Below are 14,452 nucleotides of genomic sequence, written 5' to 3' on the forward strand. Positions count from 1 at the left end.
AAACGGAATTCAAGGTTACTTTCCATTGATACGCCAAACGGTTATACATCGGCTATGCCGTCACTTGGGTTTCAGGAGGCAACTCGGCAACCGGAACCGCCGAGATTAATTCACGAGTATAGGGCTGCTGTGGGTCATAAATAACCTCGTTGACGCTTCCTTGCTCCACAATTTTGCCATGCTGAAGCACAATGACACGGTCACAAAAATATTTCACTGTCGCAATATCGTGTGTTATCAGAATGAATGCCGTTCCATAGGTATTTTGAAACTCTATCAATAAATCCAACACCTGCGAGCGTAAGGATACGTCGAGCGCGGCAGTGGCTTCATCAGCAATCACCACTTTTGGCAAAGTGACCAAAGCACGTGCGATAACAATTCTCTGCCGCTGACCACCCGAAAAAGCATGTGGGAATCGGCTGGAAAATTCGGGGGGTAACCCAACCCACTTCATCATGTTTCTTACCCGTTTTTCACGCTGCTTGGCGCTCATTTCCGTGCGAAGCAATTTTAGCGGCTCTTCGATAATATCGAACACCGTCATTCTTGGGTTGAGTGACGACCAAGGATCTTGGAAAATCAGACGCAAGTCGGCAAACAGTGGGTCACGCCTCATTCGTTTGTAATTCGACAGTTCTAACTCTACTTCGCCTTGTTTATCAACATATTGGATAGAGCCGGAAGTGGCAGGAGCCATTCCCAATATCGCCCGACCGAGCGTGCTTTTCCCTGATCCGGACTCCCCGACAATACCCAACGACTCCCCAGGGTGAAGCACAAGATTTGCATCGTCCACCGCTGTCATGATTTGCTTTTTCTGGAACAGTTTTGCCGGTTTCTCAAACTGCTTACTGACTGATATCACGTCCAAAATTGGCTGATCGTTCTCCCCTTTAATCAACGAAAAGGGCTTTTTCACTTTCGAGGGCTTCTCTAGTGCCCGAGTCGCACACATCAACTCAATGGTATACGGGTGCTCTGGCTGTTCAAAAATCTGTCGTACACTGCCACACTCCACCAAGACACCCTTTTCCATGACCGCCACCCTATCAGAAATTTGAGCCACAACCCCCAAGTCATGAGTAATGAACAATATCGCCATTCCGATCTCTTTTTGGAGTTGTGAGAACAGCGCCAAAATTTCGGCTTGAGTTGTCACATCCAGTGCGGTAGTTGGCTCATCGGCAATCAATATGTCGGGACGGCTCGCAATGGCCATGGCAATCACAACGCGCTGACGTTGCCCACCAGACAATTCAAATGAGTATTTGTTGATGAGGCTTTCTGGCTCTGGCATTTGTACTTGAGTCAGCAATTCAACCGTTTTTTGGTGAGCGGACTTCTTGCTAATGCTTGGGTCAACCAAACACAGCACTTCTTTAATTTGGTCGCCAACCGTATGCACTGGGCTCAATGCAGCCATCGGTTCCTGTGATACCAAAGAAAAGTGAAAACACCTTAAAGCACGCATTTCTTTGCTGCCTGGGTCAATCTGTGTAATGTCGATGATTTGCCCAGAATCCGTGGTGAGTAAAATTTCACCTGAATCAATCCGACCGGGGCGATCCAGCAATTGCATGATGGCACTCGATGTCACCGATTTACCGGACCCCGACTCACCGATAACCGACAGTGTCTCACCTTTGTAGAGGTCGAACGACACCCCTTTTACCGCATGAAAATGCTCGGTACTGGTCGGGAAACTTACGTTTAAGTCTTTAACTTGTAGAATTTTCTCAGCCATTATTTTGCTCCCTGATCATGGTATGGATCGCATGCATCACGCAGACCATCACCGACGAAATTCATTGCCAAAATCACAAGAACAACGGCCACCGCCGGAATAAGCAACCAAGATGCTTCGGCTAATGCTCGAATATTTTGAGCTTCTTGTAATAACACACCCCAGCTAACCATGGGCGCTTGTAACCCCAACCCAAGGAAACTCAACGCAGTTTCACCCAGAATCATGGCTGGAATCGCTAATGTTACCACCGCGATAATGTGGCTTAAGAAGTTCGGCACCATGTATCGACGAATGATTTCAAATGGGCTATTACCATCTAGCCAAGCCGCGGCAACATATTCTTCGCTTCGCAGCGACATAAATCGGCTGCGCACCACCCGTGCCATATCTGGCCAAGAAACCAACCCCAAAATAATGGTGATCAAGAAGTATTTGGTAAGCGAACTCCATTCTGAAGGCAGCGACGCCGACAAGGCCATCCACAGCGGCAGAGTCGGTATCGACTTCATGAATTCGATACTTCGTTGAATGAAATTGTCTATGGTGCCACCGAAGTAGCCAGAAATACCGCCAATCAAAATCCCAAGAACAAAAGTGGTGAAGACCCCCATCAAGCCAACAGACAGTGAGATTCTTGCGCCATAAATCAGGCGGGAAAGCATGTCGCGCCCCATTCTATCTGAACCAAAGATGAAGAATGGCTGACGTGGGTTTTCCGGCACGATGAACTTGTAACTCATCGGGATGAATCCCATCAATTTGTAGCGATCCGTTTTACCGAAAAATTCGAAGTACACTTTCTTGCTTTCATCAAGTGTGTAATGACGCTTCAATGTACGAATATCCGTTTTGCTCTTGTAAAAGGCCAAGTGGGGTGCCCAGCGCCAACCGTCATCCGTGCTTTCAAATAAGCTAACCGACTGAGGAGGCGCGTAGGTGTAGCGACGCCAGTTATCACTGGGATCAAACGGTGCAAAAAACTCGGCGAAAATCGCCACAAAATAAATCAGAGCCAAAAACCAAATGCTGTACCACGCCAATTTATGCTGACGCAGTTTAATGCCAATAAGCTGCCACTGCGTTGCGGTGCTCAAGTCAAGCGGCTTCTTTTGTCGTCTAAGTAAGCGACCAAACCAGTTCATTGTAGACGTTGTCATGATTAAAACTCCTTAGACACGCCAACACGCACACGGGGATCTACCCAGTACAGCAGCAGGTCAGAAATCAGGGTACCGATAATGGTAAGAATGGACATAATAAGAAGCACATCACCAGCGACGTACATATCCTGAGAACGCAATGCCGACAGCATTAACGGCCCTAAGGTAGGGATGTTCATGACTTGGCTGACGATAATATCCGCCCCCAACAATGCAGGCAGCATCCAACCAATCGTGGACACAATCGGCAAAATGGCGATTCGAACAGGGTATTTCAGAATAAGGCGCGCTTCGGACTGCCCTTTGGCGCGCGCGGTTTTCACGTAAGGTTTTTTCAACTCATCAAGAAGGTTCGCCCGCATAATCCGGATGATCCCAGCAAGGCCGGCAGTACCGACCACCAATATGTAAATCCAGCTGCGTGAAACCGCGTCCATGAACTTTTCCCATGACATGGGTTGGTCGAGATACGCTTCGGAATACAGCCCAGAAACCACCGTATCAAAACTGTAGTAACCAATCAGTAGCGCCACGATGGCGATCACGAAGTTTGGCGTTGCCATACCAATAAAGCCAAATATCGTGGCAATGTAATCCCCAACAGAATACTGACGAAGCGCTGAATACATCCCGATAGGGATCGCGACTAAAAATTGAAAGAAGAAAACGGCAAGTGCCAGGCATACCGTTGGCCAAACTCTCGGTTCTATGGTGTCCCATACGGGCTGGCTGTTGGTGAGTGAGATCCCCAAATCCCCTGTCATCAACCCCATCATCCAGTTGGCATATCGCTCTAATAATGGCTTATCCAGCCCATACATCTCACGGAGTGTGTAAATCATCTGCGGATCGACGGTTTGTCCCATCGCTTGAAGTTCTGCAATTTTAGATGAGGCAAAATCACCTGGCGGTAAGTCGATCACCGCAAACACGACAATGGAAACAGCAAAGAGGGTGACGAGGATCGACACCAGCCGCTTACCAGCAAACAGAAAAAAACTGTTCATTCTTTGTTCCTTAACTTCGAAACTCATTGTGGTTATTGATCATTCTATTGCTCATTATCGGAATCCTGAGCAAAGAGATACATGACTCTAAATACACATTGAAAAGCGTCCTTCCCCTTGGTGCGCTTTTATTAGAACGCATTGACTAATATTTTTGAAACGCTTTTTCATATTTTAGCTCATCCTATCGTCAGAAATGCTGCGAAGCGTGATCAACACCAAATATTTGTGTCCACTATGGTTTGCAGAAGTGACGGTCTGTAAGAGGAAAGTCAATTAAATTAGCAATATCAATTTTGGAACAATAAATGCCGAGCGATTGCTGTAAAACGTGCGATTGCTGTAAGGCAAGTTACGTACCTTCCGATACGGAATCATCAGGAGCTACTATGAGAATACCTAAAATAATATTTATCAATGTCGTACTTTTGCTTGGCTGTACAAGCAACACTTCACAAAACAGTTTGCATGAGGTTTTACTGACGAAACCATACACAGAAACCCGCCGTTTCCACTCTGTCGTTCCCGTGCTCACGATCGAGAATAAAATTTATCTGTATGCCAGCATTAATGGGAAGCGTTATCGCTTTATCTTTGATACGGGTTCACCCACGATTCTGACAAAACAAGTCGCTACCGATCTCGGGTTAACGATCATGGGAACGAACAAAGAAAAAGATGCAAATGGAAACCTCGTTTCCATGGATTTGTCTATCGCCGATTCGATTGAAATTGGTGATGTCCGTTTCCGCAATGTCCCTGTCTTTATATTTGATCCTTCGCACCTTCCTAAGGCATCATGCTACCTCGAAGGGGGCGTAATTGGTTCTGAAATTCTTCCACTGGCAACATGGCAACTCAATTTCCGCGATGGTGAAATTGTGCTAACCAGCGATAAGCGAAAACTGGAATACATTAACCAAGCGTCCCGCACGTCACTCAAACAAGGCGGCTACCCGCACGCGCCCATTTTTAAGCACCGGATAAACGGAAAGTTTACGGATGATGCGCTGTTTGATACGGGCAATACCGAGCTGTTGAATCTCAACCTACCGGCACTACAACAAATGCTCGCTGACGAGGTGGTTCCCAACCCTGAAGTTGAGGGGCGTGGTTCATTTGGTGAATCCGAAGGGGGAGAGGCTGAGCCCACGGCGTATTATCAAACCGCGATTGAAAGGTTGAGGGTTGGTGGATTAGAGCTGAATAACGTCCATTCTTGGACACGTACCAGCACACCAACACGGATTGGTGCAAAGCTACTAGAAAACCATATCGTCACGCTGGATTACCCAAATCGAAAGGCCTATTTCTACCCATTCAAAGAAAGAAGCAAAGATCCCATAAACTGGGGTTTTCGAACCAGTATCAGCGAATTAAACGCTCTTAACGTGAGTTTTCTGGAATCTCCCTCTATTGCTGAAAACGCAGGGCTTCAACTGGGTGACCGAATTCTCAAAGTGAGTTATCGCGATACCACCTATATCGCTCCGGAAAAACGCTGCGAAATACTTCGTTGGCTGCCCAGAGCCATGGATGGTCAAGAACTGGAGCTGACAGTACTGCGCGGCGGCGATCACAAGACCGTCACGATGGCGCGATAAACAAACGAGGCATCCGTTTTCACTAACGATACACCCGTTTTCACTAAAGAGAGAACGGATGCCTCTGTGGTACGCACTTTGTTTATTTTGTTTTTGTTTATTTTGTTTGAGTTTGACGTATCGCCTGCTTCCATCCGTCGTAGAGGCGAGATTGAGTCTCTCTATCCATCTGCGGTAAAAACACGTGATCGACTTTCCGCTTATCGTCTAGCTCATTCTTGTCTTTCCAGAACCCTACCGCGAGGCCGGCTAGGATCGCGGCACCTAATGCCGTCGATTCGGTCACTGCAGGGCGCACGACTTTCGTATGCATAATGTCGGATTGAAATTGCATGAGGAAGTCATTCGCCACGGCGCCACCGTCTACGCGAACTTGGCTCAGTTTAATGCCAGCGTCTTCTTCCATGGCTTCAAGCACATCTCGGCTTTGATAAGCAATGGACTCTAACGCGGCTCGTATAATGTGGTTTCGGTTCGTGCCTCGGGTGATCCCAGTCAGCGTGCCCCGAGCATGGGGGTCCCAATACGGTGCGCCAAGCCCAACAAACGCGGGCACTAAATACACACCATTCGAATCCTCGACTTTCTCGGCAAAATATTGCGTGTCGGACGCATCACGAATCAAGCCCAGCTCATCACGTAACCATTGGATCGTCGCTCCCCCCATAAACACACTGCCTTCTAGGGCATACGCGATGTCATCCCCAATTTTATACGCAATGGTCGTGAGCAACCCATGCTTGGACTGAATGGCTTGATCGCCCGTGTTCATCAACAAGAAACAACCCGTTCCGTAGGTATTTTTCACCATGCCCTTGGTAAAGCATTGCTGACCAATCATCGCTGCTTGCTGGTCGCCCGCAATACCCGAGATGGGGATTTCTGTCCCGCCTCCGATGTTCGCATAGCCGTATATCTCACTGCTCGATTTGACTTCAGGCATCATGCTTCGCGGAATATTAAACAACGCCAGCAGCTTGCTGTCCCATTCCAGTGTGTGGATGTTAAAGAGCATGGAACGGGAAGCATTCGAAACATCGGTCACATGAGATTGACCATTGGTCAGCTTCCAGATCAGCCACGTGTCAACCGTTCCAAATAACAGATCCCCTTTTTCCGCTTTGTCGCGCGCCCCTTCAACATTGTCCAGAATCCACTGAATTTTCGACCCCGAGAAATACGCATCCACCACTAACCCCGTGGTTTGTTGGATGTAGTCTCCCCAGCCTTGTTCTTTAAGCGCATCACACGTTTCAGCGGTTCGGCGACATTGCCAAACGATCGCATTGTAAACAGGGTGCCCCGTGTTTTTGTCCCACACAATGGTGGTTTCACGTTGGTTGGTTATCCCTATCGCGGCGACTTGCTCATTATCAATGTCTGACTGCGCCAATACTTCGGTTAAGGAAGAACGCTGCGTTCCCCAAATTTCCATTGGATCGTGTTCAACCCAACCCCCTTTCGGATAGATCTGGCTAAACTCACGCTGCGTCGTGCTCAAAATGTTAGCACTCTGATCAAAGATGATAGCGCGAGAGCTGGTGGTTCCCTGATCCAAGGCAACGATGACTTTGTTGCGTACTTCCATGATGGCTCCGTAACTCTTGTTTGATTAAATACACTGCATTCTTCCATCAAATGTTCGTTTTCGCAATAAATCACTCAAAGGTTAACTCAATGTAAATGCATAACTGTGAGCTTGGTTAAGCCTAAACATTATAACGGCTGTGCTAGGTTAACATTACCATTCAAGGTCAGTATTAGACAGGTTACAAGGGCTTCGCTGAAATATTTTGTTGGTTTTTTACTCGACCTATTTATACGTTTGTGTATATACTGAGCAATAACGAAAACAAACGAACATTTACGAAGGTAGAGAACTATGTCAACGCAAGCTGAATTCGATAAAACGACTTCTGCTAACCATTATTTAAGTGAGAGTCATCATTTAAGTGAGAGTCATCATTCAAACACGAATGATGCATATGATGTCGTAGTCATTGGTGGTGGAATCAATGGCGTGGCGGTCGCCGCGGACGCCGCAGGTCGTGGATTAAAAGTGGGGCTTTACGAAATGTCTGACTTGGCCTCGGCGACATCGTCTGCCAGCAGCAAGCTCATTCATGGTGGGTTACGCTACCTCGAACATTACGAATTTCGCTTGGTAAGTGAAGCACTGGCCGAGCGTGAAGTGCTGTTAAAAAGTGCGCCTCACCTCGTTGCCCCAATGCGCTTTCAACTGCCTCACCGCCCTCACCTTCGCCCTGCGTGGATGATCCGTACCGGTTTGTTTCTTTACGATCACATTGGCAAAAGGGTTTCTCTGCCTGCCAGCCACCGTGTGAACTTTTCTCAATCCAGCCCTTTATTGCCAGAAATGAAAGTGGGCTTTGAATATTCGGATTGTGCGGTCGATGATGCGCGTCTAGTGATTGCAAACGCCCAAATGGCGACCCAGTTTGGTGCCACCGTGGAAACTCGCGCTAAGTGCATTGGCGCGACACGAAGTGCCGAAGGTTGGGAAATCGAGATCGAAGACACACAGAACCAATCGGTAAAAACCGTGACCGCAAAAGCATTAGTGAACGCCGCCGGACCGTGGGTGGACCGCTTTTTCGATCGTCAACTGAAAATGCCGTCCCCTAGAGGTATTCGATTAGTGAAGGGCAGCCATATCGTCGTTCCTCGTTTATACCCAGAAAATCATGCGTTTATCTTGCAAAATGAAGACAATCGCATTGTGTTCGTTATCCCTTATCAAGATAAGTACTCCTGCATTGGTACCACCGATGTGGAATATCAGGGTGATCCTTCAAAAGTGACCATCAGCCAAGAAGAAGTCACCTACCTCTGTAACATCGTGAACCAGCACTTTGTTGAAAAAGTCTCGCCTGACGATGCTATTAATACGTGGTCGGGTGTACGCCCACTCTGCGATGACGAATCTTCAGACGCGCAAGCGGTAACCCGTGATTACACCATCGAGCTCGATGACATGTTTGATGACGCGCCTTTGCTGTCTATTTTCGGTGGCAAGCTCACCACTTACCGAAAACTGGGCCAAGCCGCAGTGAATAAGCTTGCTCCGTTTTTCCCTAATATGAAAGACGAGTGGACTCAATCGGCTGTCCTGCCTGGTGGCGATTTTTCAAATCGAGAACAGCTTTCAACTGCGCTCCGTCATCGCTATCCGTGGCTAGACCAAGACATTATCCGTCGCTGGGTACGTGCTTATGGAACACTAAGCCATCGTATTATTGGACAACGGACTTGCGTTGAAGAAATGGGCACCGACTTTGGTCATGGGCTGTACCAAGCGGAAGTGGATTACTTAGTTCAACACGAATGGGCTATCTCGACCGATGACATTTTGTGGCGACGTTCCAAACTTGGTATGGAGTTTAATGAACTTGACGTGGAAAAATTGGCTCAATACTTAGCAAAACATGCCGACGCCATGCCGATTCAACGAGCAGGATGATCATGTCAATACCACGCCATTGAGATTGGATACCGACTCGTTTGCTAACGGGGCGGTATCTTTATGCCTTTCTCACATAGACACTCTCACTTATAAACACTCTCACTTATAGACCCTCTCACTTTAAGCCGCTTTCTCTTAGGCGTTTGTATAACGTATTTCGACTAATATTCAGTTCCTTCGCTGTTTTTGAAATATTCCGATTCATTCGTTCATAAGCTTCTAACCACGCTTCTTTTTCTTCCGCTGCCGTTTGGGGTTGAAGATTTGTCATTGTCGGGGCGACAAATGGACGAATATTGGATTCATGACTCGTCAGGCTTTGAACGTCTGCCAAAAAATCATCCGGTAAGTCATCGACCTGGATCGCGTCAGGCTCTGCCATAGCCAATGCTATTTGAATCACACTCACCATTTGGCGAATGTTGCCCGGCCAAGGGTGAGATTTAAACAAAGACAACACCTCCATTGAGATCTTCCCAGGCTGCTCGCCGGTGGAGAATTTTCGCAGCAGGTATTGAACTAACGCGTCTTTATCTGTTCGCTCACGCAGCGGTGGCAAAGTAATGTTTAGCCCCGAAACTCGATAGAACAAGTCTTGGCGAAATGATCCCGTTTCCACATCTTGTTTAAGGTGTCGGTTGGTGGCAGACACCAGTTTGAAATCCACAGGGTATGACGTGGTTGAACCAAGCGGGGTCACTTTTCTTTCTTGGAGCACACGTAACAAGCGCGCTTGCACATTCAACGGCATATCGCCCAGTTCGTCTAAAAACAGAGTACCTTTATCGGCTTTTCGAATCAGCCCGATATACCCTTTGGTATGCGCCCCTGTAAACGCGCCCTTTTCGTATCCGAACAATTCGGATTCCACCAATTCAGAAGGAATTGCAGCGCAGTTTACGGCAATTAACGGGGCACTCGCTCGCTCACTGGACAGATGAAGCGCGTTGACGAACACTTCTTTGCCCACGCCCGTTTCGCCATTGATCAAAATAGGAATGTCGGTGTTCAGGATCTTACTGGCTTGAGTAATGGCCTTCGACAACCTTGGGTCGCCCATATTCAGGCGTTCCAAATCCAACACATCGTCTTTCGTGACGTCTTTGACGGAGGAAGGTTTGGGCACGTTGCGAAAATCCAACGAACGACCTTTGGGAATTTTAGGGGGCATCACTATGCCATGGAAATTGAAGTTGTGTTTGGATCGCAATACCAAAGGCGTATAAGAAGGGTGAGCGAGCAATTGATCCATACGAACGTCAAACAGCTGATCGAGATTTTGTAAAGCTAAGTCGCAACCGAGCACCACTTCAGCACGTCGGTTGGCCGACACAATGGTCCCCTGTTCATTGAACACCAAAAGCGAAGACCATTGACTGTCGATGTTCTCTTCACTGGTATTAAACCAAAACAAAAAATGATCGGAATGAAAGCGTGACACAATCAGCTGATTTTCGATGGCTTGGGACATCAGCTTCACCATGCCAAGGGTATGAGCGGTTGGCATGTAGGTATCGCTGGAGATGGATAGCACTCCGGTCATCCGCCTATCCGCATCAAACAGAGGCGCGGCAGAGCCCGTCATAAAACGGTTTGATGCGAGGAAGTGTTCATCATGAAAAATTTGAACAATCGAGCCCGTTTCCAATGCCGTGCCTATCGCATTCGTCCCAATCAGCCCTTCTTGCCAATGCACACCATGATCAAACACATGAGGCTGGTTTTCTTGGAAGAAACGTTGCTCTCCCCAGCTGCTGAGCACTTGCCCTGACGTGTCTGCCAACATCACTAGGCAATTGCTGTTTGACAATAAGTTGTCGTAAAAAGGCAGCACTTTTTGCTGCGTCGTTTGCAACAACCCATGATGTTGATCCAGCGACAAACCAAAGTCTGACTCACTGCTCATTTCAATTTGAGGGGTGCTGGTGTGCGCCAGCCCAGCATCGCGGCAACGTCGCCATGAGCTCTCTATGATCGACTGATGGGAACGATCATTGTTGTTATATTCGTCCATGAAAACCACATACTTACAGCAAAAGTCATCTCGAAAGTTCGAGTGAAAAATGTTCGAAAACGAAAATAATGTTCAATCGGTGTTCAACTAAAATTAGCACAAAATGAACACTTTGAACACATTTTGTTAACAAGTGTGATCTTGCACTGTTGACCCTAAAATCCCCGCCATCTCATAAAGTTAAAATGATACTTCTGTTAATTCTTTGTTTATTCAAGAGTTAACGTGTCGAAAACGATCAATGTTTTCGTTTAACAACACATTGGCACAGTTTTGGCAATAACGAACATTATCGAAAATTTTTATACTCAAGATATTTTTTGTACCCAAGATTTAGACATAATTTCGAAGTTAAGGAGAACTTAGTGTCATTAACACTTGAGCAGGTAAGCAAAATTGTGGACAACGAAGTCCACATCAATGAAGCCAGCCTCACGTTTGAACCGGGGTCGTTTAACGTCCTGTTGGGGCGAACGCTAGCCGGCAAAACGTCATTGATGCGATTGATCGCAGGTTTAGATACCCCCACCTCTGGAAGAATTCTGGTGAATGGTGTCGACGTGACAGGCATGCCTGTGCGTGAGCGCAATATTTCTATGGTCTACCAGCAATTCATTAATTACCCCAATCTAACGGTATTTGAAAACATTGCCTCTCCCTTACGTTTAGCTGGCATGGCTGAAAAGGAGATTCAGGAACGCGTTTACGCCACCGCCGACATGCTGCGCATTACCGACTTCTTAAAGCGCGTACCGTTAGAACTTTCTGGGGGGCAACAACAGCGCACGGCGATGGCAAGAGCGTTGGTGAAAGACGCTGAGATCATTTTGTTTGATGAGCCCTTGGTCAACCTAGACTACAAATTGCGTGAAGAACTGCGTCAAGAGATGCGAGAGCTTTTCCAAACTCGCCATACCATTGCGATCTATGCCACCACCGAACCGAACGAAGCCCTTGCGCTAGGCGGCACCACCACCATTCTACATGAAGGCAGCGTGGTTCAATCGGGTCACACCGCCGAGGTCTATCACAAGCCAAGTTCGGTTGAATCCGCCACCTTGTTCAGCGAGCCGCCCATTAACCTTATGTACGGCAAAGTCACGGACAGTGAAGTGTGCTTTGATGAGAAAGCCCACTTCCCATTAAACCAGTCTTTGAAACACCTTGGTCAAGGGGAATACATCTTTGGGATTCGCCCAAGCCATCTCAGCTTACTGCCTAAACATGATGACGATATCGAGTTATCCGTTCAGGTTGAAGTGGCGGAGATCAGCGGGTCGGAAACCTTCCTTCACGTGTGCAATAACCACTTTGAGATGGTGTTGCATTTACCCGGCGTACACAGTTATGACGTTGATGAATCCATCAAGATTTACATCCCCATTCATAAGTTTTACGTGTTCGGCATGGATGAAGAATTGATCCATGCCCCTAGTCATCATCTTCTGGGGTAATTGAAATGGTTCAGATAACTCTAAATGCGTTAGCGCATACATACGACAAAAAGAAAGGACCGGATTCAACCTACGCGATCCAAGAAATGACGCACACTTGGCACCAAGGTGGCGCTTTTGCCTTACTGGGTCCTTCGGGCTGTGGAAAATCCACGTTATTGAACATTATCTCTGGTTTGATGAGCCCATCCGACGGCGAAGTGCTCTTTGATGGAGTGAAGGTGAACGACATTCCCCCGCAAGACCGAAACATCGCGCAGGTTTTCCAGTTTCCAGTGATTTACGACACCATGTCGGTGTACGACAACTTGGCGTTTCCGCTGCGCAATATGAAGGTCAACAGCGCCAAAATTCACTCAAAAGTGACCGAAATTGCTGAGATCTTAGAACTTACCCCTGTTCTGAAAAAACGGGCAGAACACCTAACGGCTGATGAGAAACAAAAAGTGTCGATGGGTCGGGGGCTCGTCCGCGATGACGTCTCTGCCATTTTGTTCGATGAGCCGCTCACGGTGATCGACCCGCAACTGAAGTGGAAACTTCGCCGCAAGCTTAAACAGATCCACCAGCAATTCAACATCACCATGGTGTACGTGACCCATGATCAGCTCGAAGCCTCGACCTTTGCCGACAAAATTGCGGTGATGTACGAAGGGCAAATCGTGCAATTTGGTACGCCACGCGAACTGTTCGAAAAACCCAACCATACGTTTGTGGGCTATTTCATTGGCAGCCCCGGCATGAACCTCATTAACGTTATCCCAACGGAAAGTGGTGTGCGTTTCGACGACGTTGATCTTCCGCTTTCAGCCTCCCTTAAAGAAAAGGTGCAAAGCGCCAATACCCACAACATCAAAATCGGCATTCGCCCTGAATTTGTGCATGTGTGGGAGAAAGAAAACAGCTCCGCCATTAGAAGCGACGTTGCCCATGTGGAAGACCTTGGCACTTACAAAATCCTGACACTCAAAGTCGGCAAACAGGAAATCAAAGCGCGTTTACAAGAAGACCAACCCGTTCCAGTAAATGTTGCTTACATCAGCTTTCCAGAGCAATGGACCATGGTGTATTTGGATGAATTTTTAATTGGTGAGAGGGATAACTCATGAACAAGGTGAATAACAACAAAGCCTGGTTTTTAGTGCTACCCGTTTTCCTTCTGGTGGCGTTCAGTGCGGTCGTGCCTTTAATGACGGTCGTGAACTATTCATTGCAAGACATTTTTGATGCCAACACCGCCTACTTTGTCGGAACAGAATGGTACAAGGAAATGCTGAATGATGAACGCCTGCAAGGGGCTTTATTCCGTCAGTTTGGGTTTTCATTCGCCATTTTGCTGATCGAAGTTCCACTTGGGATTATGGTGGCACTCGCGATGCCAGCAAAAGGCAGAGGATCCGTTTTTTGCTTGATCGTTCTCGCGCTGCCCCTGCTCATCCCGCTTAATGTCGTGGGCACCATTTGGCAGATATTTGGCCGTGCCGATATCGGCTTGTTTGGCTGGGCTCTTAACAGCCTAGGCGTTGACTATAACTACGCGGGTGACCCCATTGATGCTTGGTTCACTGTGCTCCTTATGGATGTATGGCACTGGACGTCGCTCATTGCGTTGCTGTGTTACTCCGGTCTGCGCGCCATACCAGACGCATACTACCAAGCAGCTCGCATCGACCGTGCCTCCAACTGGGCTATTTTTCGCTTTATTCAACTGCCGAAGTTAAAAAATGTTCTGTTGATTGGGGTGCTGATCCGCTTTATGGACAGCTTCATGATCTATACCGAACCGTTTGTTCTTACGGGTGGTGGCCCCGGTAACTCAACCACATTCCTTAGCCAAGCGCTCACCAAAATGGCCATCGGTCAGTTCGATATTGGTCCCGCTGCGGCGTTCTCCATCATCTATTTCCTAATCATCTTGCTGGTTTGTTGGGTGTTCTACACCGCAATGACGCACACAGAAAACAAGTAGAGGACTGAAT

The 14,452-nt window shown here is 47.6% G+C and carries 10 protein-coding genes; 5 read left to right on the plus strand and 5 right to left on the minus strand.

The features are described 5' to 3' along the window. Positions 1–52: 52 nt before the first annotated feature. Genes HC752_RS05035 through HC752_RS05045 form a run of 3 tightly spaced genes read right to left on the minus strand, consistent with a single transcriptional unit; the run spans position 53 to position 3,917 of the window. Positions 53–1,747, minus strand: a complete 1,695-nt coding sequence (locus HC752_RS05035) for a dipeptide ABC transporter ATP-binding protein (RefSeq protein ID WP_190334027.1) — start codon at positions 1,745–1,747, stop codon at positions 53–55. Next, positions 1,747–2,907 (minus strand): ABC transporter permease, encoded by a 1,161-nt coding sequence (locus tag HC752_RS05040; RefSeq protein WP_190334028.1) that lies wholly within the window; start codon positions 2,905–2,907, stop codon positions 1,747–1,749. Before HC752_RS05040 ends, HC752_RS05035 begins: the two co-directional genes overlap by 1 nt. A gap of 2 nt (positions 2,908–2,909) precedes the next feature. Continuing rightward, entirely contained in the window at positions 2,910–3,917 is a 1,008-nt protein-coding gene (locus HC752_RS05045) for an ABC transporter permease (protein ID WP_190334029.1), read from the minus strand. A 389-nt stretch (positions 3,918–4,306) separates the two neighbouring features. Here HC752_RS05045 and HC752_RS05050 point away from each other — a divergent pair, with 389 nt between their 5' ends. Next, positions 4,307–5,521, plus strand: a complete 1,215-nt coding sequence (locus tag HC752_RS05050) for a retropepsin-like aspartic protease (RefSeq protein ID WP_190334030.1) — start codon at positions 4,307–4,309, stop codon at positions 5,519–5,521. 97 nt (positions 5,522–5,618) lie between these two features. Here the strand turns inward: HC752_RS05050 and glpK are convergent, their stop codons facing one another. Then, complete coding sequence (gene glpK / locus HC752_RS05055) at positions 5,619–7,109, minus strand: glycerol kinase GlpK (RefSeq protein WP_190334031.1); 1,491 nt, start codon at positions 7,107–7,109, stop codon at positions 5,619–5,621. A gap of 294 nt (positions 7,110–7,403) precedes the next feature. On the opposite strand from glpK, the gene glpD reads away from it, so the two are divergent. Then, positions 7,404–9,002 carry a glycerol-3-phosphate dehydrogenase gene (gene glpD, locus HC752_RS05060; RefSeq protein ID WP_190334032.1) on the plus strand — a complete coding sequence of 533 codons (1,599 nt, stop codon included), beginning with the start codon at positions 7,404–7,406 and terminating at the stop codon, positions 9,000–9,002. 118 nt (positions 9,003–9,120) lie between these two features. Here the strand turns inward: glpD and HC752_RS05065 are convergent, their stop codons facing one another. Next, positions 9,121–11,019: a sigma-54-dependent Fis family transcriptional regulator gene (locus HC752_RS05065; RefSeq protein WP_190334033.1), complete on the minus strand. Its 1,899-nt coding sequence runs from the start codon at positions 11,017–11,019 to the stop codon at positions 9,121–9,123. Between the two features lie 365 nt (positions 11,020–11,384). On the opposite strand from HC752_RS05065, the gene HC752_RS05070 reads away from it, so the two are divergent. Genes HC752_RS05070 through HC752_RS05080 form a run of 3 tightly spaced genes read left to right on the plus strand, consistent with a single transcriptional unit; the run spans position 11,385 to position 14,442 of the window. Next, on the plus strand, positions 11,385–12,473 hold the full coding sequence (locus HC752_RS05070; RefSeq protein ID WP_190334034.1) for an ATP-binding cassette domain-containing protein: 1,089 nt from the start codon (positions 11,385–11,387) through the stop codon (positions 12,471–12,473). A 5-nt stretch (positions 12,474–12,478) separates the two neighbouring features. Then, positions 12,479–13,582 (plus strand): ABC transporter ATP-binding protein, encoded by a 1,104-nt coding sequence (locus HC752_RS05075; RefSeq protein WP_190334035.1) that lies wholly within the window; start codon positions 12,479–12,481, stop codon positions 13,580–13,582. After that, positions 13,579–14,442: a carbohydrate ABC transporter permease gene (locus tag HC752_RS05080; RefSeq protein ID WP_190334036.1), complete on the plus strand. Its 864-nt coding sequence runs from the start codon at positions 13,579–13,581 to the stop codon at positions 14,440–14,442. Before HC752_RS05075 ends, HC752_RS05080 begins: the two co-directional genes overlap by 4 nt. The last annotated feature ends 10 nt before the right edge of the window (positions 14,443–14,452 follow it).

It is taken from the genome of Vibrio sp. S9_S30 (assembly GCF_014694455.1).
Taxonomy (GTDB): Bacteria; Pseudomonadota; Gammaproteobacteria; order Enterobacterales; family Vibrionaceae; genus Vibrio.

Excerpts from the sequence above, each read along its gene's own strand:
- HC752_RS05075 (WP_190334035.1), top strand. The coding sequence starts at position 12,479 with ATGGTTCAGATAACTCTAAATGCGTTAGCGCATACATACGACAAAAAG.
- HC752_RS05080 (WP_190334036.1), top strand. The coding sequence starts at position 13,579 with ATGAACAAGGTGAATAACAACAAAGCCTGGTTTTTAGTGCTACCCGTT.
- HC752_RS05065 (WP_190334033.1), bottom strand. The coding sequence starts at position 11,019 with ATGGACGAATATAACAACAATGATCGTTCCCATCAGTCGATCATAGAG.
- HC752_RS05040 (WP_190334028.1), bottom strand. The coding sequence starts at position 2,907 with ATGACAACGTCTACAATGAACTGGTTTGGTCGCTTACTTAGACGACAA.
- glpD (WP_190334032.1), top strand. The coding sequence starts at position 7,404 with ATGTCAACGCAAGCTGAATTCGATAAAACGACTTCTGCTAACCATTAT.
- glpK (WP_190334031.1), bottom strand. The coding sequence starts at position 7,109 with ATGGAAGTACGCAACAAAGTCATCGTTGCCTTGGATCAGGGAACCACC.
- HC752_RS05050 (WP_190334030.1), top strand. The coding sequence starts at position 4,307 with ATGAGAATACCTAAAATAATATTTATCAATGTCGTACTTTTGCTTGGC.
- HC752_RS05045 (WP_190334029.1), bottom strand. The coding sequence starts at position 3,917 with ATGAACAGTTTTTTTCTGTTTGCTGGTAAGCGGCTGGTGTCGATCCTC.
- HC752_RS05035 (WP_190334027.1), bottom strand. The coding sequence starts at position 1,747 with ATGGCTGAGAAAATTCTACAAGTTAAAGACTTAAACGTAAGTTTCCCG.